This is a genomic window from Paenibacillus sp. S-38, from assembly GCF_049942825.1.
Taxonomy (GTDB): Bacteria; Bacillota; Bacilli; order Paenibacillales; family NBRC-103111; genus Paenibacillus_G.
Genome location: NZ_CP187970.1, coordinates 4,825,974 through 4,848,225, shown reverse-complemented (window position 1 = coordinate 4,848,225; position 22,252 = coordinate 4,825,974). Strand labels below are relative to the sequence as shown.

At 63.2% G+C, this 22,252-nt stretch carries 1 protein-coding gene (running past one end of the window); it reads left to right on the top strand.

Features of this window, described 5'->3' with window-relative positions; genetic code table 11:
- Positions 1–22,252: the 3' portion of a non-ribosomal peptide synthase/polyketide synthase gene (locus ACP26L_RS21275; protein ID WP_426446151.1), read on the top strand. It extends 5,081 nt beyond the left edge of the window; 22,252 of the gene's 27,333 nt are visible here — the last part of the coding sequence; its start codon lies off the left edge, out of view; its stop codon occupies positions 22,250–22,252.

Below are 22,252 nucleotides of genomic sequence, written 5' to 3'. Positions count from 1 at the left end.
ATACAGCAGGTATATCCGTTGGCTGGACGAGCAGGACAGCGGAGCGGCGGCAGCCTACTGGGCGCAGTATCTCGAGGGCTACGAGCAGGAGACGTCCCTGCCGAAGTCCGATCTGCCCCGCCGTGCAGAGGGCTACGACGTACGCAAAGAAGCGGTTCACCTCGGCGCGGAGCTGACCGCCAAGATGCAGGCGCTGGCCAGCCGCCACCAGGTGACGGTTAACACGCTGCTGCAGGCGGCATGGGGCGTGCTGCTGCAGAAGTACAACCAGACGCAGGATGTCGTCTTCGGCTCCGTCGTCTCCGGACGTCCGGCCGAGCTGCCGGGCGTGGAAACGATGGTCGGTCTCTTTATTAACACCGTTCCCGTACGGATTACCTGCGAAGGGGATATGTCTTTTGCCGATCTGCTTCGGCAGACGCAGGAGAAGGCGCTGGCCTCCCGGCCCTACGAGACCTATCCGCTCTATGAAATCCAAGGACTTGCGGCGCAAAAGCAGGATTTGATCAACCATATTCTCGTCTTCGAGAACTACCCGGTGGAGCTGCGCCTGGAGCAGCAGGGAAGCGGGGAAGGCTTTACACTGGCCAATATCTCGATGCACGAGCAGACGAACTATGATTTTAACCTGAACGTCATTCCGGGCGATGATCTTCGTCTGGAGCTCGAATATAACGCGCTGGCTTACAGCCGGGCCAATATGCTGCGCATCGCAGGGCACCTGGTGACCGTACTGGATCAGGCTACGAAGGATCCGGCCATCCGGCTTGGCGGTCTGGAACTGACGCAAGCTTGGGAAAAACAAGAACTGCTCGAAGCCTTCAGCGGGACCGGTGCACCGGATGCCCTGGATGTGCCGCTGCACGTGCTGTTCGAAGAGCAGGTCCGCCGCACGCCGGACCATCCGGCTGCAGCGGACGCGGATCGCGAGCTCACTTACCGGGAGCTGGACGACCGGGCGAATGCGCTGGCCGCCAGACTGCGGGCGTGCGGTGTAGACCGCGAACGCCTGGTCGGCATCCTGGCCGGCCGCAGCGTGGATCTGCTGGTCGGCGTGATCGCCGTCTGGAAAGCCGGCGGGGCTTATGTGCCGCTTGACCCGGATTACCCGGCGGAGCGCATTGCGTTCATGCTCGAAGACAGCGGGGCGCAGGTGCTGCTGACCCAGACCGGCTTGTATGAGGGTGAGGCTGCTGCCGCAGACGAAGGCTCCGGGCCGAAGCATGTGCTCTGCCTGGACGACGAGGCACTGTATGCCGGCGCCGAAGGGCAGCCGGTGGCAAATGTGAGCGAGCCGGGGGATCTCGCTTACGTGATCTACACCTCGGGCACTACAGGACGTCCGAAGGGCGTCATGATCGAGCACCGCAGCCTCGTGAATACGGCTCTCGCCTACCGCAGGGAGTACAGGCTGACGGAGTTCCCCGTTCGGCTTCTGCAGCTGGCGAGCTTCTCGTTCGACGTGTTCACTGGAGATATTGCCCGCGCCCTGATCAATGGAGGCACGATGTTCCTCTGCCCGAAGGAGGACCGCATCGATCCCGAGCGCCTCTATGGCTGGATCCGCGACCGGCAGATCACGGTGTTTGAGTCGACGCCGGCGCTCATCATCCCGTTCATGGAGCATGCGGCTGCCGCCGGACTCGACATGTCGTCGCTGCAGCTGCTCATCACCTCGTCGGATTCCTGCGGCGTGCCGGATTACCGCGCCCTGCAGGAGCGCTTCGGCTCGCAGATCCGCATCATCAACGCATACGGCGTAACCGAAGCGGCGATTGATTCCAGCTTCTATGACGAACCTCTGGACAAGCTGCCGGAGGCGGGGAATGTGCCCATCGGCAGAGCTTATCTCAATGCGCGCTTCTACATTCTGGACAGCGGGCTGAGGCCCGTGCCGATCGGCGTGGCCGGCGAGCTGTGCATCGGCGGACCGGGTGTGGCGAGGGGCTATTTGAACCGTCCGGACCTGACGGCGGAGAAGTTCGTGGACAATCCGTTCGTCCCGGGCGAGAAGCTCTACCGCTCCGGCGACTCTGCGCGCTGGATGGCGGACGGCCATGTGGACTTCATCGGCCGGATCGACCACCAGGTGAAAATCCGGGGCTACCGGATCGAGCTCGGCGAGATCGAGACCGCCATGCTGCAGTTTGCGGGCGTGCGCCAAGCGGTTGTTATAGACCGAACCGATGAGCGCGGCCAAAAATACCTGTGCGGTTATGCGGCATCTGCAGAAACACTGGATATCGGCACGCTGAAGAGCTTCCTGGCCCGGTCGCTGCCATCGCACATGGTGCCATCCAGGCTCATGCGTCTGGAGAGGCTGCCGCTGACGCCAAACGGCAAAATCGACCGCAAAGCCCTTCCCGAGCCTGCGGCGGAGGCCTTCAGCGGAGCGGATTTTGCACCTCCGCGCACTGCAGCCGAAGCGATGCTTGTCGGCGTATGGGAAGCGGTTCTGGGCACCCGGGGCGTCGGCATTCATGATTCGTTCTTCGAGCTCGGCGGCGATTCGATCAAATCGCTTCAGGTGTCATCCCGCGTTATGCAGGCCGGCTATCGGCTGGAGATGAAGGACCTGTTCCAATATCCGACCGTTGCGCAGCTCGGCGGCAGGCTGAAGACGGCCGTAAGCCTGGCGGAGCAGGGTGAAGTGACGGGTGAAGTGCCGCTTACTCCGGTGCTCGGCTGGTTCTTCGAGCAGCGGCATGGGGCGATGCACCACTACAACCAGGCGATGTTCTTCCGCCGGGAGGCGGGTTTCGAGGAAGCGGCGCTGCGCCGGACGGCGGCCAAGCTGGCCGAACATCACGACGCGCTTCGTATGGTGTTCCGTGCCGAGGAGAGCGGGTATTCGCTGCGGGTTCGTCCGGTAAGCGAAGGAGAGCTGTACAGCCTCGATATCATCGATATGAGAGGCGAAAGTGATCCTGCCCGGCTCATCGAGGCGAAGGCCAATGAGATCCAATCGGGAATTTCGATCGAGAACGGACCGTTCTTCAAGCTGGGACTGTTCCGCTGCAGCGACGGAGATCATCTGCTCGTCGTCATTCACCACGCAGCGGTGGACGGCGTGTCATGGCGCGTGCTGATCGAAGATCTTGCCGCCGGCTACGAGCAGGCGGTCGCAGGAGAGCCGATCCGGCTGCCGCAGAAGACGGACTCGTTCAAGGCATGGGCGGAGCGACTGACCGCGTTCGCGGACAGTCCGGCCATGGAAGCGGAGCGGGCGTACTGGCAGACGGTCGAAGAGGGCGGAGCCGCCCCGCTGCCGAAGGACCGGGAAACCGGCCGCACGCTGCAGCAGGGCAGCGAGCTGCTCCGGATCACGTGGAGCGGCGTCCGGGAGACGGAAGCGCTGCTGAAGCAGGCGCACCGCGCCTACGGTACGGAAGTGAACGATCTGCTGCTGGCGGCACTGGGCCGGGCGGTCCGCGCATGGAGCGGCTTAGACCGTGTACTCGTCAACCTGGAGGGCCACGGCCGGGAGGATATCCTGGAGGAGACCGACATCACCCGTACGGTGGGCTGGTTCACTTCCATGTTCCCGGTGCTGCTCGAAGGCACGGAGAATCTCAGCGTAAGTCAGGAGATCAAGCAGGTCAAGGAAGCACTGCGCCGCATTCCGAACAAAGGGATCGGCTACGGCATCCTGCGTTATGTGTCTTCCAAGGGGAGCGAGGCTCCCCTTACCGCGCAGCCGGACATTTCCTTCAACTATATGGGACAGTTCGACCAGGATTATGAGCATGGCGGGTTCACAAAATCGCCGTTCAGCGAAGGACTGCAGGTCAGCGGGGAGGCGTGGCTCGAGTTCCCGCTGGATCTGAATGCTGTGGTATCCGGCGGCGAGCTCGAGCTCTATATCCGATACAGCCGTGAGATGTACGACAGCGAAACGGTCGACGCGCTGGCCGGTCTGCTCCGCAGCTCGCTGCAGGACGTGCTGACGCACTGCCTGGCGCAGGAGCATACCGAGCTGACGCCGAGCGACGTGCTGCTGAAGGACGTCCATGCAGCCGAGCTGGAGCAGCTCACGCGGCAGACGGCGCACATCGGCGAGCTCGAGAACGTCTACGCGCTGACGCCGATGCAGAAGGGGATGCTGTTCCACTCCCTGATGCATCCGTCGGAAGGGACCTATTTTGAGCAGGCCGCCTTCGATCTGACGGGCTCCTTCGATCTGGAGACGTTCCGTCAAAGCTTGGATAGCCTTATCCAGAGGCATGAGGCACTGCGGACCAACATCCACAGCGGCTGGCGCGAAGAACCGGTGCAGGTGGTCTACCGCCGGCGGGAGCCGGATCTGCGCTTCGAAGACCTTCGCGGTCTGGAGGCCGAGGAGCGGGATGCTGTCCTGGCATCTCTGGCACGGCGCGATCTCGAGATGGGCTTCGATCTGGCGCAGGATGCGCTGATGCGGGTAACGGTGCTGCAGATAGCGGAGGCGTCATACCGCTTCATCTGGAGCCATCACCACCTCATCATGGACGGCTGGTGCATGTCCCTCATGACGAAGGAAGTGTTCGACACCTACTTCGCGCTGAGAGAAGGACGCCGTCCGGAGCTTCCGGCCGTGACGCCATACAGCCGGTATATCGACTGGCTCGAGCGGCAGGACAGCAGGAAAGCGGCAGACTACTGGAAGTCGTACCTGGAAGGCTACGAAGCCGTAACGTCGCTTCCGGCTAATGACGGGCTTCCGGCAGGCGGACAGGATTACGTGCCGGCTCGGATGGACTTTACGCTGGGCCGTGAGCTGACCTCACGGCTGGAGAGGACGGCCAGAGGGCAGCAGGTGACCGTGAACACGCTCCTGCAGACCGCCTGGGGCCTCATCGTTCAGAAGTATAACGGCGCAAGAGACGCCGTCTTCGGCTGCGTCGTATCGGGCCGTCCGGCAGAGATTTCCGGCGTGGAAGGGACCATCGGCCTCTTCATCAACACGATCCCCGTGCGCATCCGCGCCGAAGGCGAAGAACGCTTCGCAGATGTGCTGAAACGCGTACAGGAAGACGCCCTGGCTTCGAACCGCTACGAGACGTTCCCGCTCTATGACATCCAGTCTCTGTCCGGCCAGCCGGATCTCCTGAGCCACATCATGGCCTTCGAGAACTTCCCGGTGGAGCAGGAAGTGGAGAGCATCGGCAGCGGCGGACGGGAGACCTTCCGGATCTCCGGCGTGGAGTCGGCCGAGCAGACGAACTTTGATTTCAACCTGATTTTCATCCCGGGTGAGGAACTGAACGTCCGCTTCTCCTATAATGCGGCCCGTTTCAGCGAGACGAGCATGAAGCGGATGCGCGGTCATCTGTCTCACGTGCTGGCTCAGGTTTCGGCGAATCCGATGATCGGGGTGGACGAGCTGGAGCTGGTCACGCCGGAGGAACGGGAAGCACTGCTCGGCGCGTTCAACGATACCCGTACGGATTATCCACGGGAGAAGACGCTGCATGCTCTCTTTGAAGAATTCGCCGTGCTTACGCCGGATGCGGTGGCTGTGGTTCACGAAGGCGGCGATCTGACGTATGAGGCGCTGAACCGGCAGGCGAACCGTCTGGCCCGTACACTGGCCGCCTCAGGTGTGGCGGCAGGCTCTCTTGTGGGCATGCTGACCGAGCGTTCCGCGGATATGATCGTGGGCATCCTGGCCGTGCTCAAAGCCGGCGGAGCCTACGTTCCGATCGATCCGGAATATCCGGAGGAGCGGATTCAGTATATCCTTTCGGATTCGGAGGCGAAGCTGCTGCTGACCCACAGAGACCTGCAGAGGCCTGCGGGCTGGGAAGGCGCGGTGCTTCGTCTGGATGACGAGGCTTCGTATGCCGGTGACGATACGAATCAGGAAGCTGCCGTGGATGCCGGGGGACTCGCTTATGTGATGTACACCTCGGGAACGACGGGCAGGCCGAAAGGCAACCTGACGACTCACCGCAATATCGTTCGCATCGTTCGGGATACGAACTACATCGAGATCACCGGCGAAGACACCCTGCTTCAGCTATCGAGCTATGCGTTCGACGGCTCCACCTTCGATATCTTCGGGGCGCTGCTGAACGGAGCAAAGCTGGTGCTCATCTCGAAGAGCGAAGTACTGGATATGGATAAGCTGTCCGGTGTCATTGCAGCGCAGCGGGTCACCGTCATGTTCATTACAACGGCTCTGTTCAACGTGCTCGTGGACGTCAATCTGGGCAGCCTTACTTCGGTACGCAAGGTGCTCTTCGGCGGAGAGCGCTCGTCGGTCACTCACGTCCGCAAAGCGTTGGAGTTCCTCGGTCCGGACCGACTCATTCACGTCTATGGCCCGACCGAGAGCACCGTCTATGCCACGTATTATCCGGTGAACGAACTGTCCGCTGAGGCGGCAACCCTGCCGATCGGCTATCCGGTGAGCAACACGAGCGCCTACATTCTCGGCGAAGGAAACCGTCTGCTTCCGGTAGGCGTGACGGGAGAGCTGTGCGTCGCAGGCGACGGATTGGCCCAAGGCTATCTGAATCAGCCGGAGCTGACCCGGGAGAAATTCACCGGGAATCCGTTCGCCGCCGGCGAGCGGATGTACCGGACCGGAGACCTGGCGCGCTGGCTGCCGGACGGCTCGATCGAATTCGAGGGACGGATCGATCATCAGGTCAAAATCAGAGGCCACCGGATCGAGCTCGGCGAGATTGAAGCCCAGATCATGAAGCAGCCTTCCGTCCTGGAAACGGTCGTCGTGGCCCGGGAGGACGGAGGACCTTCGAAGCAGCTCGTCGCCTACGTGGTGGCCGAAACTCAGCTGGCTTACAGCGAGTTCAAGAACTTCCTGGCTGCCGATCTGCCGGGGTATATGATCCCGGCTGCGCTCGTACAGCTGGAGAAGATGCCGCTGACGCCGAACGGGAAGATCGACCGCCGTGCGCTGCCGGCGCCGGAGATCGGCCAGAACTCCGGGGCGGCCTATGCCGCCGCACGGAACGCAGCCGAAGAGTCGCTCGTTTCCGTCATGGCTTCCGTGCTGGGTGCGGGGCAGGTCGGCATTCACGATAACTTCTTCGACCTCGGCGGGGATTCCATCAAGGCGATTCAGGTGTCCTCGAGGCTGCTTGCGGCCGGCTACAAGCTGAACATGAAGGATCTCTTCCAGTATCCGACCGCAGAGCAGCTGGCCTCCCGCCTGACGACGGCAGGACGCCTGTCCGACCAGCGCGAGGTGACCGGGGAAGTGAAGCATACGCCGATCCTGCAATGGTTCTTCGAGCAGGAGCAGGCGGAGCCGCACCACTTCAACCAGGCGGTCATGCTGCACAGGCCGCAGGGCTTCCAGGAAGCGGCGCTCCGGACGGCGCTGGATCAGCTGGCAGCGCATCATGACGCGCTGCGGATGGTGTTCCGCCAAGGAGCAGGCGGGTATGAGGGCTGGAACCGCCCCGTGAAGGGCGAAGCGCTCTACACCCTGGAGACGGTGGACTTCCGCGGAGCGGAGGACGTCGCAGCACGGGTGGAAGCCAAGGCCAGCGAGATCCAAGGCGGGATCGATCTGGAACGCGGACCGCTGATGAAGCTTGGGCTGTTCCGCTGCGATGACGGGGACCACCTTCTCATAGTGATCCATCACCTGGTGGTGGACGGCGTGTCGTGGCGCATCCTGTTCGAGGATCTTGCCTCGGGGTACGAACAGGCCCTCGCCGGAAAGCCGGTCCGGCTGCCGGCCAAGACCGATTCGTTCCGGCTGTGGGCGGACCGCCTCGCGGACTACGCGGGCGGCAGCGAGCTCGAGCAGGAGCGGGCCTACTGGCAGGAGATCCTTGCAGCCAAGGAAGAACCGCTGCCGAAGGATCGGGCACGCGAGGGTCTTCCGACCGTGGAAGAGTCCGAGACGATCACGGTCTACTGGACGAAGGAAGAGACCGAGCAGCTCCTGAAGCAGGCGCCAAGAGCTTATCACACCGAAGTGAACGATCTGCTGCTGACAGCGCTCGGCATGGCGGTTCAGTCCTGGACCGGCCGGGACCGCGTCCTCGTCAACCTCGAGGGCCACGGCAGGGAGGACATCCTGCCGGGCGCGGACATCTCGCGCACGGTCGGCTGGTTCACGACCCAGTTCCCGGTGGTGCTGCAGGCGGGAGCTGACCTTCCGCTCGCCCGCCGGATCAAGATGGTGAAGGAATCGCTGCGCCGCATTCCGAACAAAGGGATCGGCTTCGGCATCCTGAAATATATGACGGCCTCCTCCGAGGGCCTGAACGGTCCGGAGCCGCAGCTCAGCTTCAACTATCTCGGCCAGTTCGACCAGGATCTCGAGCAGAGCGGCATGACCTTCTCGCCGTACTCCATCGGTGACGTGGTCAGCCGGAGGACGACGATGAAGTATCCCGTCGATGTCAGCGGCATGATCTCCGGCGGAGTGCTGGAGCTGACGATCCGCTACGACGACCCGTCCTACCGCAGGGAGACGATAGAGCGTCTGGCGGAGGCGCTGCGGTCGAGCCTGCAGGAGGTTATCTCGCACTGCGCCGGCAAGGAGGGCAGCGAGCTGACGCCGAGCGACGTTCTGCACCAAGGTCTTACCCTGGAAGAACTCGAAGCACTGGAGACCGGGGCGCGGCATCTGGGTGAGGTGGAGGATGTCTATCCTCTGACCCCGATGCAAAAAGGGATGCTGTTCCACAGTTTGATGGATGCAGGCTCGGGGGCCTACTTCGAGCAGGCGACCTTCGACCTGCACGGCGATTTCCGTCCGGAGCTCTTCGAGCGCAGTCTGGATGCTCTCGTACAGCGGCATGCGATCTTCCGCACGAACTTCCTGGCCGGCACGGGCAGCGAACCGCTGCAGCTCGTGCTGCGCAGCCGGAAGGCGGACTTCCGCCATGAAGATCTGCGCGGCCTGCCGGCTGAAGCGCGCGAGGCCTATGCGGCGAACTTCCTGCAGGAAGACAAGGCAGCAGGCTTCCGCCTCGCCGAAGATCCGCTGATGCGCGTGACGATCCTGCAGATGGAAGAGGAACGTTACCGTTTCGTCTGGAGTTTCCATCATATGCTGATGGACGGCTGGTGCCTGTCGCTGATGACCGGCGAGGTGTTCGAAGGCTACTTCGCGCTGGCGGAGGGCCGGGAGCCGGTACTTGCTCCGGTTGCCCCGTACAGCCGATACATCGGATGGCTCGGACAGCAGGACAGCACGGAAGCTGCCGATTACTGGAGCGGCTATCTGGAAGGCTACGAGGGGATGACGCTCCTGCCGGGCGCCCGCACGCCGGAGCCCGAAGAGGCTTACCTGGCGGATAAACGGATCTGCCTGCTGCCCGAAGAATTGACGGCCAAGCTGGACCATACGGCGAAAAAGTACCAGGTCACCGTCAATACGGTCATTCAGACGGCATGGGGCATCCTGCTGCAGCATTACAACAACTCCCGCGATGTAGTCTTCGGCAGCGTGGTGTCGGGCAGACCTTCGGAGATTCCGGGCGTCGAGCGGACGATCGGGCTGTTCATCAATACGGTCCCGGTCCGGATGCGGAGCGAAGCAGGGGAAACCTTCGCGGGACTCCTCCGGCGGACACAGCAGGAGGCTCTGGCTTCGAAGGACTACGAGACATATCCGCTGTTCGACATTCAAGCGCGCACGTCACAGAAGAAAGACCTCATCCACCATATCACGGTGTTCGAGAACTATCCGGTGGAGCAGCAGGTCGAGCAGCTGGGCGGAGATCAGCATGGCTTCACGATCACCGGCGCGCAGGTGGCCGAACAGACGAACTACGATTTTAACCTGGTCATCATGCCGGGCGCGCAGCTGCGGATCGACTGCGAATTCAATGCGGCCGTGTACGACAGAGAGACGATTGACCGCATCCAGGGTCATCTCGTGCAGGTGCTGGAGCAGGCGGCCGGGAATCCGGAGGTGCTTCTGGAAAAACTGGAAGTGCTGACGGACGCCGAACGCGGTCAAATTCTCGGCGCATTCAACGATACGGCGGCCGAGTATCCGCAGGACGCGACCATCGTCTCCCTGTTCGAAGAGCAGGCGGCGCGGACGCCGGAACGCATCGCGGTGCTGTTCGAAGACGCGTCGCTGACCTACGGCGAGCTCAATGCCCGGGCGAATGCGCTGGCCCGTACGCTGCAGGCGGCCGGCATCGGACCGGACGCGAGAGCGGCGGTCATGACCGAGCGCTCGCTCGAGATGATCGTGGGCATCTACGCGATCCTGAAGGCCGGCGGGGCTTATGTGCCGGTGGCGCCGGATTATCCGGAGGAGCGCATCCGCTACATTCTCGAAGACTCGGGGGCGAAGGTGCTTCTCACGCAGGAGCGGTTCGTGGCGGCCGTGCCACAGGAGTATGAGGGGATTATCGTGAACCTGAACGATCCGAACGTGTCCAGCGGCGATGGGTCCAACCTCGTGCCGGCCGCAGCAGGCCCGCAGGACGCGGCCTACGTCATCTACACCTCGGGTTCGACAGGCAAACCGAAAGGTGTTCTCATCGAGCACACTTCGGCCGTGAACCGCATCCTGTGGATGCATGAGAAGTACCCGATCGGCCCGGATGACACCATCCTGCAAAAAACAGCGTTCACCTTCGACGTCTCCGTCTGGGAGCTGTTCTGGTGGGGGATGGTCGGCTCCAAGGTGTGCCTGCTGACACCTGGCGGCGAGAAGAACCCGGCGCAGATCCTCGAGGCGATCGAGAGGTACGGCATTACGACGATGCACTTCGTGCCGGCGATGCTGCACGCGTTCCTTGATTATGCGGAAAGCCTGCCGGCTGAAGAGGCGGCGGTTCAGCTTGCCGGCCTGAAACAAGTGTTTGCCAGCGGCGAGGCTCTGCCTCCGCAGCACGTGGCCCGGTTCCAATCCTGCGTCGCCAAGGTTCGCGGGGCACGCCTCATCAACCTGTACGGCCCGACGGAAGCGACGGTCGACGTCTCGTACTTCAACTGCGAGCCGGACCAGCCGTATGCCATGGTGCCGATCGGCCGTCCGGTCTGGAACACGCGGCTGTATGTCATGAAAGAAGGTACGACCCAGCTGCAGCCGATCGGCGTGGCGGGCGAGCTCTGCATCGCCGGCGTCCAGGTGGCCAGAGGCTACCTGAACCGGCCGGAGCTGAACGAAGAGAAGTTCGCGGCCGACCCGTTCGTGCCGGGGGCCCGCATGTACCGTACGGGTGACCTGACGCGCTGGCTGCCGGATGGCAATATCGAGTACCTCGGCCGGATCGACCACCAGGTGAAGATCCGCGGCTACCGGATCGAGCTCGGCGAAGTCGAGTCGGCGGTGCTGGAAGTGGAAGGCGTGCTGGAAGCGGTCGTGACGGCCCGTGAGGACGAAAGCGGCCAGAAGCAGCTCTGCGCCTACTATGTCGCAGACCGTGAACTCGCAGCCGGCGAGCTGCGGGAGGTTCTCTCCGCACAGCTGCCAAGCTACATGGTGCCGGCTTACTTCATGCAGCTCGAACGGATGCCGCTGAGCCCGAACGGCAAAATCGACCGCAAGGAGCTGCCTGTCCCTGACGCCGGCTTCGGCTCCGGGGCCGTGTACACGGCTCCGCGGACGGCGGTGGAGCGCGAGTTGGCCGCTGTTTGGCAGTCCGTGCTCGGCGTGCGCGCAGTGGGCATTCACGACAGCTTCTTCGATCTCGGAGGCGACTCCATCAAGTCGATCCAGGTCACCTCGAGGATGTTCCGCAGCGGCTACAAGGTGGAGATGAAAGACCTCTTCCGCTATCCGACGATCGCGGCGCTGAGCCCGCACGTCCGAAATGTGACACGGGTGGCCGACCAGCGGGAGGTGACCGGAGACGCCCTGCTGACGCCGGTGCAGTGCTGGTTCCTGGACCGCGGGCAGGCGGAGCCGCATCACTTCAACCAAGCCGTGATGCTGTACCGCCCGGAAGGGTTCGACGAAGCGGCCCTGTGCCGGTCGATGGAACAGCTGGTGATCCACCACGACGCCCTGCGTCTGGTGTTCCCGCGGACGGCATCCGGTTACGGGGCGAGGTTCCGGAGCAGGGGGGAAGGCGAGCTCTTCGGCTTCGATGCCTTCGACCTGCGCAGCCTTGCCGATCCCGGCAAGGTACTCGAAACGGAAGCTACGGCCATCCAAGGCTCCATGTCGCTTGAGGAAGGACCGCTCGTGAAGCTCGGCCTCTTCCGCTGCGATGACGGCGACCACCTGCTGATCGCGATTCATCACCTGGCCGTGGACGTTGTCTCCTGGCGCATCCTCTTCGAGGATTTCTCGAACGCCTATGAGCAGGCCCTTCAGGGCAAGGCAGCCGGGCTGCCTTACAAAACGGACTCGTTCCGGGAGTGGGCGCAGCGGCTGAACGAATATGCGGGAAGCGCAGCGCTCCAAGCGGAATTGGATTATTGGCTGGAAGTGGACCGGGCCGGCGGCGTTCGTCTGCCGAAGGATCCGGACGGCGAAGCTTCCACTGAAATTGGCACTGACCAACTCCATGAATCCGACACCGCCGCGGACAGCGAAGTGGTCACGGCCGAATGGACCGCCGAAGAGACGCAGCTGCTTCTCCGTCAGGCGAACCGCGCTTACGGCACGGAAGTGAACGACCTGCTGCTTGCGGCTCTCGCAACCGCTCTGACGCAGTGGAGCGGACTCGGGCAGGTGCAGGTGGCGCTCGAGGGCCACGGGCGCGAAGACATCGGGCACGAGCTCGACATCACGCGTACCGTCGGCTGGTTCACGAGCATCTATCCGGTGGTGCTGCGCTCGGAGTCCGGCAGGACGCTGGCAGAGCATATCAAAGCGACGAAAGAATCGCTGCGCCGTATTCCGAACAAAGGGATCGGCTACGGTATTCTGAGGTACCTGGCGGCAGGGGAAGATCCTGCACTGCAGCTGCGTTCCGAGCCGGAGATCTCGTTCAACTACCTCGGCCAGCTGGATCAGGACGTGCAGGAGAGCGGAATCCGCTTCTCGCCGTACGGCGGCGGAGAATCCTCGAGTCCGCAGGCCGAGCCGCGCTATGCTCTGGATATCAACGGCATGGTGACGGACGGCCGCCTGCAGGTGACGATCCGCTACAGCGGCAGGCAGTACCGCGGGGAATCTATTCAGCGACTGGCTGCCGCACTGCAGATCGCGCTGCAAACTGTAATTGCGCACTGCGCCGCACAGGAGGGGACGGAGCTGACACCGAGCGACCTGTCGCTCAAGGGGATGGCCGCCGGGCAGCTGGACCGCCTGGCGCGTGATACGGCGGCGGCCGGCGAGCTGGAGAACGTGTATGCTTTGTCGCCGATGCAGATGGGCATGCTGTTCCACAGCCTGATGGACTCCCGCTCGGGAGCGTATCTCGAGCAGTCCTCGTTCAACCTGCAGGGCGAATTCCGCCTCGATCTGTTCACCGCCTGCATGAACGAGCTCGTCCAGCGGCACGAAGCGCTGCGGACGAACTTCCTGACCGGGTATGGAGAGCAGGCCGTGCAGGCTGTGTTCAGACAACGGGCCGCGCAGGTAGAGGTAGAGGATCTGCGCGGACTCGGCGAGGAAGAGCGCGAAGCCTATGTGGCTGCGTTCACCGCCAAGGATAAGGCTCGGGGCTTCGACCTCGCGGCCGACCCGCTGCTCCGCCTGTCGGTGCTGCGGACGGGCGACGACCTTTACCGCTTCATCTGGACGTTCCATCATATCATCATGGACGGCTGGTGCCTCTCGCTCGTCGCGACGGAAGTGTTCGGCACGTATTTTGCCAAGCTGCAGAACCGGCAGCCGCAGCTTCCGCCGGTGACGCCGTACAGCCGGTATATCGAATGGCTGGAAGCCCGGGACAAAGGCGAGGCGGCCGCATACTGGAGCGAGTGCCTCGCAGGTTATGAAGGCATGACGCTGCTGCCGGGCGCGCCGGCGCAGGGCCGCAAGGAGGGCTATGCCGCAGGCCGGTTCGAGCTGGAGCTCGGCTCGTCACTGACCGAACGCCTGCACCGGATTGCGAGGAAGCAGCAGGTGACGATCAACACCCTGGTGCAGACGGTATGGGGCTTGCTGCTCCAGCGATATAACGGCTCGGATGATGTCGTCTTCGGCAGCGTCGTGTCCGGAAGACCGGCGGAGATTCCGAATGTGGAGAGCATCATCGGCCTCTTCATCAACACGATTCCGGTCCGGATCCGCAGCATGGAAGGGTTGACCTTTGCCGAAGCGCTCCGGCAGAACCAGGAAACGGCGATCCGCTCCCACGCTTACGACACATTCCCGCTCTATGACATCCAGGCGCTGACCGAGCAGAAGCAGGACCTGATCTCGCACATCCTCATTTTCGAGAACTATCCGGTGGAGGAGCAGATCGAGGAGCTGGCCAGCGGCGGAGAAGTGCCGTTCTCGATGACGGGCGTAGAGTCGGTCGAGCAGACGAATTACGATTTCAACCTGGTTGTGCTGCCGGGCGAATCGATGAAGCTGATCGTGGGGTACAACGAGCATGCGTTTGAGCCTCAAGGGGTCGAGCGGATCATCGGCCACCTCGTTCATCTGATGGAGCAGGCGGCGGCACAGCCGGACGTTCCGGTAGGCGCACTCGAGATCGTAACTCCGGGTGAAAAGGAGCAGATCTACGTCTCCTTCAACGATACGGCTGCCTATTCGCCAAAGGACAAGACGATCCACCGGCTGCTTGAGGAGCAGGCGGAGCGGACGCCGGAGGCGGAAGCCCTGGTCTTCGAAGGCGAACGGTTGACCTACCGTGAGCTGAACGACCGGGCGAACCGGCTGGCGCGCACCCTGCGTGAAGCGGGCGTCGGCCGTGATACGCTCGTTGGTCTTATGGCCGAGCGGTCGCTTGAGATGTTCGTCGGACTCTTCGGGATCCTGAAGGCCGGCGGGGCGTATGTGCCGATCGATCCGGAGTATCCGGCCGAGCGCATCCGCTACATGCTGGAGGACTCGGGCACGAAGCTGATGCTGACGCAGCGCAGCCTGATCGAGCAGGCGGCAGGAGCGGAGACCGTGCTGCTGCTGGAAGACGCTGACCTGTACCACGAAGACGGAACGAACCTGGAAGCGGTCTGCGGGGCGGATGACCTGGCGTATGTCATCTATACGTCCGGTACGACCGGCAAGCCGAAAGGCGTCATGGTCGAGCATCACGGCCTGACGAACCTCAAGGTGTATTTTGACGAGGTGCTGAAGCTGGGGACGCAGGACCGGATCATCCAGTTCGCCTCGCTGTCGTTCGACGCGGCGTGCTGGGAAATCTACGGCGCCCTCTTCACCGGTGCGGCGCTGTACGTTCCGACGTCTTCCACCATCATGAACTACCGTCTCTTCGAGCAGTACATGCAGGAGAACGGGATCACGATGGCGGCCCTACCGCCGACCTACGCGGTGTATCTTGAGCCGGACACCATGCCGGCGCTCCGGATTCTCTTCACCGCAGGCTCCGCTTCGTCGGTGGAGCTCGTCGGCAAGTGGAAGGACCGGGTGGCCTACTACAACGGCTACGGCCCGACCGAGAACTCGATTGCGACCACAATCTGGCCGGTATCGGAAGATCCGGATGCGGAGAAGGGCATCGTGTCCATCGGACGCCCGATGCCGAACCAGCACGTGTACGTCATCGATCCGCACGGCCACCTGGCCCCGGTCGGCGTGGCAGGCGAGCTGTGCGTCGCGGGAGCGGGACTGGCCCGCGGTTATCTGGACCGGCCGGAGCTGACGGACGAGAAATTCGTCGTGAGCCGATTCAGCGGGGAACGGATGTACCGCACGGGCGACCTTGCCCGGTGGATGCCGGACGGCAAGCTCGAGTACCTCGGGCGGATCGACCATCAGGTCAAGATCCGCGGATACCGGATCGAGCTCGGCGAAGTCGAGGCCCAGATCCTGAAGGCGGCATCCGTGCAGGAAGTCATCGTCATTGCCCGGGAAGACGGGCAGGGACAGAACCAGCTCTGCGCCTACTTCGTGGCGGAAGAGCGGCTGGAGACGAGCGAGCTTCGCAGCCGGCTCTCGGCCGAGCTGCCGGGCTACATGGTGCCGACGTACCTGATCCAGCTCGACGCCATGCCGCTGACGCCGAACGGCAAGATTGACCGCAAGGCGCTGCCGGCGCCGGATCTCAGCCAGCCGGCGGGCGGGGAGTATACCGCTCCGCGCACGGCCGTGGAAGAGACGGTCGCGGGCATCTGGCAGAGCGTGCTCGGCGTGAATCGGATCGGCATACACGAGAGCTTCTTCGATCTCGGAGGCGATTCCATCAAGTCCATCCAAGTGGCTTCCCGGCTGCTGCAGGAAGGGTACCGGATGGAGATGAAGGACCTGTTCGCGAACCCGACGGTCGCCCGTCTCACGCCGCAGCTCAAGGCGGCCGGCGGACAGGCCGACCAGGCTGAAGTGAAGGGCGAAGTGCCGTTGACACCGATCCAGCGCTGGTTCTTCGCGCAGTCGTTCGAGGAGCCGCACCACTTCAACCAGGCGGTGATGCTGCATCGTCCGGAAGGCTTCAGCGAGGAGGCGCTGCACCGGGTACTGGGCCGCTTGACGGCGCATCACGATGCGCTGCGGACGGTGGTCCGCCAGAGCGGCGAAGGGCTGCAGGCCTGGAACCGGGCCGTCGGCGAAGGGGAGGCCTACCGTCTGGAGACGTCAGATCTCCGAGGGGCCGCAGAGGCCGCCGCAGAAGCAGAGGCGCGGGCGAATGCTATTCAATCGAGCATCTCCCTCAGCGAGGGGCCGCTTCTCAGAGCGGGGCTGCTGCGGTGCGATGACGGCGACCACCTGCTGCTCGCCATCCACCACTTGGCCGTAGACGGCATCTCCTGGCGCATCCTGCTGGAGGATTTCGAAACGTGCTACGAGCAGGCCATAAACGGCGAGGCGCTGAGCCTGCCGCCGAAGACGGATTCCTTCCGCACCTGGGCCGAGGGGCTTGCCGGGTATGCCGGGACTTCTGCGCTTGAGCAGGAGCTTCCTTACTGGCGGGAGGTGGAAGCCTCCGCTTCCGAACACCTTCCGAAGGATGGACCGGAAGACAGCCGGCTGCTGCTGGATAGCAGCGGAACGGTAACCGTCGAGTGGACCGGGGAGGAGACGGAGCGTCTCCTGAAGCTCTCGAACCGCGCGTACGGTACGGATGTGAACGATCTGCTGCTGACGGCGCTCGGCATGGCCGTAGGGCAGTGGTCGGGACTCGGCCGTGTGCTCGTCAGCCTCGAAGGCCATGGACGCGAAGCGATCCTGCCGGAGGTGGATATCACCCGGACGGTCGGCTGGTTCACCAGCCAATATCCGGTGGTCATTCCGGCCGGCCGCGAAGGGGATCTCGCCCGCCGGATTAAAGAGGTCAAGGAAGGCCTGCGCCGCATTCCGAACAAGGGCATCGGCTACGGTGTGCTGCGTTACCTCTCGCAGCTTCCGGAGGCAGGAAGCCTTGCGGCAGAGCCGGAGATCTCCTTCAACTACCTGGGCCAGTTCGATCAGGGCGGCGAAGAAGGGGCGATGAGGCTGTCCTCCTATCCGACCGGCGAATCCGTTAGTCCGAGAACGGCGATGAACCATGTGCTGAGCCTGAACGGACTGGTCTCGGAGGGGCGGCTCTCGATGTCGATTCTCTACAGCGGGGAAGCCTACCGCAGGGAGACGGTCGAGACGCTCGCCGGCCTGTTGAAGAGCAGCCTGCAGGAAGTCACCTCGCACTGCGCAGCCAAGGAAACGGCCGAGCTGACGCCAAGCGATGTGCTGCTGGAAGGGTTAACGCTGGAGGACATGGAGGAGCTGACCGCACTTACGTCCCCAGTCGGCGAGCTGGAGAATGTATACCCTCTGACACCGATGCAAAAAGGCATGTACTTCCACAGCCGGATGGAGCCGCAGTCGGGCGCTTACTTCGAGCAGGCGACCTTCACCATCAAGGGAAGCTTCGCTCCGGATGTATTCTTCGAGAGCCTGGGCCGGCTCACGGCAAGGCACGAAGTGCTGCGGACAGCCATTCTCAGCGGATGGAAGGACGAGCCCCTGCAGGTCGTCCTTCGGAGCCGGCGAGGCGAGTGCCGGTTCGAGGACCTGCGCGGCCTGAACCGGGAAGAGCAGGAGGCGTATGTATCAAGGTTTACGGCTGAGGATAAAGCGAGAGGCTTCGACCTCTTCCATGATCCGCTGATGCGCGTCTCGATTCTGCAGACCGGCGAGCGCACGTACCGCTTCGTGTGGAGCTTCCATCATATCGTGATGGACGGCTGGTGCTTGTCGCTGATGAGCGGTGAAGTGTTCGGCACCTACTTTGACCTGAAGGAGAACCGCACGCCGGAGCCGCTGCCGGTCACCCCGTACAGCCGGTATATTGCCTGGCTGCAGGAGCAGGATCCGCTGGAAGCGGCTCGCTACTGGCAGAGCTACCTGGCCGGCTATGACGGCCAGACCGTACTCCCGGGCGCAAAAGCGAAGCCGGCGGAAGGCACGTATGAGCTTCGCAAGCGCAGCCTTGTGCTGGATGCCGCGCTGACCGGCCGCCTCAATGCGGCTGCGAAGCGGTCGCAGGTGACGATCAATACGCTGATGCAGTCGGCGTGGGGCGTTATGCTGCAGAACTACAACAACAGCGCGGACGCCGTCTTCGGCAGTGTCGTCTCCGGGCGGCCGGCCGAGATTCCGGGCGTCGAGACGATGATCGGTCTGTTCATCAACACGGTGCCAGTTCGCGTAGTCTGCGAGCCGCAGGAACACTTCTCTGACCTGCTGAAGCGAAGCCAGGAGTCCGCCATCGCCTCCAACCGGTACGATACGCATCCGCTCTACGAGATCCAGGCGGCAGCGGACCAGAAGCAGGAGCTGCTCTCGCATCTTATGATTTTCGAGAATTACCCGCTCGACCGGCAGCTGGAGCGTCTTGGCGGCCGAGACGGCGAGTCGCTTGACATCGTGGATTCGGAGATGGCCGAGCAGACGAACTACGACTTCACCCTGACCGTGATGCCGGGCGAGGAGATCCTGATCGATCTCGGCTATAATGCCCATGCTTATGAGGACGAGGCAATCGAACGCATCGGCATGCACCTGCTGCATGTGATGGAGCAGATCGCCGCCAATCCGGATCTTCGCATCGGTGACATCGAGCTGCTGACGGAAGCCGAACGCGGCCAAATCCTCGGCGCGTTCAACGACACGGCGGCCGAGTATCCGCAGGGCGCGACGATGGTCTCCCTGTTCGAGGAGCAGGCGGCGCGGACGCCGGAACGCACGGCTGTGCAGTTCGAAGACGCGTCGCTTACCTACGGCGAGCTCAATGCCCGCGCAAATGCGCTGGCCCGCACGCTGCAGGCGGCCGGCATCGGACCGGACGCGAGAGCGGCGGTCATGTCCGAGCGCTCGCTCGAGATGATTGTGAGCATCTACGCGATCCTGAAGGCCGGCGGGGCTTATGTGCCGGTGGCGCCGGATTATCCGGAGGAGCGCATCCGCTATATCCTCGAGGACTCGGGCTCGAAAGTGCTGCTCACACAGGAGCGGTTCCTGGCCGCCGTGCCTCAGGAGTATGACGGGATCATCATGAACCTGAACGATCCGAGCGTGTACAGCGGCGATGAAGCCAACCTCGTGCCGGCCGCAGCAGGCCCGCAGGACGCGGCCTACGTCATCTACACCTCGGGTTCGACAGGCAAGCCGAAGGGCGTCCTGATCGAGCATACTTCGGCCGTGAACCGCATCCTCTGGATGCAGGAGAAGTACCCGATCGGCCCGGATGACACCATCCTGCAGAAAACGGCATTCACCTTCGACGTGTCCGTCTGGGAGCTGTTCTGGTGGGGCATGGTCGGCTCCAAGGTGTGCCTGCTGACACCTGGCGGCGAGAAGAACCCGGCGCAGATTCTGGAGGCGATCCGGCAGTACGGCATCACGACAATGCACTTCGTGCCGGCAATGCTCCATACGTTCCTGGAACATGTAGAAGGCTTGCCTGCACAAGAAGCGGCAGATCAGCTCGCCAGCCTCACCCAAGTGTTCGCCAGCGGTGAGGCCCTGCCTCCGCAGCACGTGGCCCGCTTCCAGGCCAGCGTCTCGAAGACGCGCGGCGCACGGCTTATCAACCTGTACGGCCCGACGGAGGCGACGGTCGACGTCTCGTACTTCGACTGCGAGCCGGATCAGCCGTACGCGATGGTGCCGATCGGCCGTCCGGTCTGGAACACACGGCTGTATGTGATGAAAGAAGGCACGACCCAGCTGCAGCCTGTCGGCGTGGCGGGCGAGCTCTGCATCGCCGGCGTCCAGGTGGCCAGAGGCTATCTGAACCGGCCGGAGCTGAACGAAGAGAAGTTCGCCGCGGATCCGTTCGTGCCGGGGGCCTGCATGTACCGTACGGGGGACCTGACGCGCTGGATGCCGGACGGGAACATCGAGTATCTCGGCCGGATTGACCACCAGGTCAAAATCCGCGGCTACCGCATCGAGCTCGGCGAAGTCGAGTCGGCGGTGCTGGACGTGGAGTGCGTGCTGGAAGCCGTCGTGACGGCGAGGGAGGACGAGACCGGGCAGAAGCTGCTCTGCGCCTACTATGTCGCAGACCGGGAGCTCGCAGCCGGCGTGCTGCGGGAAGCCCTCTCGGTGCAGCTGCCAAGCTACATGGTGCCGACCTACTTCGTGCAGCTCGACAAAATGCCGCTGAGCCCGAACGGCAAGATCGACCGGAAGCTGCTGCCTGCGCCGGAAGCAAGCGTGCAGTCCGCATCGGCTTATGCCGCCCCGCGCACGGAGCTCGAAGCGAAGCTGGCTGCGGTCTGGGCCGACGTGCTTGGGCTGCCGCAGGTCGGCGTGACCGACAACTTCTTCGACATCGGCGGGCATTCGCTGCGTGCGACCACCCTGGTGTCGAGAATTCACCGGACGCTGGAGGTCGAGCTGCCGCTCAAGGAGGTATTCCAGCATCCGACGGTCGAGGCGATGGCCCGTGTAATCGCGGGCCTCGGACACAGCGCCTACCCATCCATCCCGGCTGCCGCACCGGCCGAGCACTATCCGGTGACCTCCGCCCAGAAGCGGCTGTATATCCTGAGCGAGATGGAAGGCGGGGAGACCGGCTATAACATGCCGAGCGTGATGCGCATCGACGGTCCGCTGGATCCGGAGCGGGTACAGATCGCCTTCCGTGAGCTGATCGCCCGGCACGAAACGCTGCGCACCTCCTTCCCGCTGGTGGACGGCGAGCCGGTGCAGAAGATTGAGCCTTCCGTGGAATTCAGCGTAAGCATGACGGAAGCTCATGAAGACGAAGTCCAGGAGCGGGTTGACGGTTTTGTTCGTCCCTTCGACCTGACGAAGGCGCCTCTGATGCGGGCGGAGCTGATCCGTCTCGGGGAAGAGCGGCACCTGCTGCAGTTCGATATGCACCATATCATCTCGGACGGCGCGTCCCTCGGCACGCTCATCCGCGAATTCACGGAGCTTTACCAGGGCCGTGAGCTGCCGCCGCTGTCCATCCAGTACAAGGATTACGCCGTGTGGCAGCAGGAGACCGGCCGCAGCATCTATGACGGGCAGGAAGCCTACTGGCTTGAACGTCTGTCGGACGAGCTGCCTGCGCTGGATCTGCCGACTGATTATCCGCGGCCGGCCATACGCGGCTTCGAAGGGGCGCGTCTCTCCTTCCCGGTCGGGGAAGAGCTGACGGCCGCCCTGCGCAGGCTCGCGGAGGAGACGGGCACCACCCTCTTCATGGTCATGCTGGCCGCCTACTCCGTCCTGCTCTCGCACCACAGCGGGCAGGAAGATCTTGTGGTAGGGACGCCGATTGCCGGAAGACGGACGGCGGATGTCGAGGGGCTCATCGGAATGTTCGTCAATACGCTGGCCCTCCGCCAGTTCCCGGAAGAAGGGAAGACGTTCCGTGCCTATCTGGAGGAGGTCAAAGAAGGTGCGCTTGGCGCCTTCGAGCATCAGGATTATCCGTTCGAGGAGCTTGTGGAGAAGCTCGGCGGCGTACGCGACCACAGCCGGAGCCCGCTGTTCGATACCCTGCTCGTGGTGCAGAACCGGGAGGACGAAGAAGTTCGCGTAGACAACCTGATCTTCACGCCGCTCGCCCGCGATTATGATATTGCGAAGTTCGACCTGTCCCTGTATGTCGTGGAAGAAGCCGAAGTCCTGGAGTGCTCGCTCGAATACGCGGTGAAGCTCTTCAAGGAAAGCACGGCCGGGAAGCTTGCGGAAGATTTCATCCAGGTCCTCGAGGCGGTGACGGAAGACCCGCAGGTGAGGCTCGGGGAGATCGGGCTGTCCGGCGGGACAGCGCTCGAAGCCGCAGAGTTCCTTTTCTAG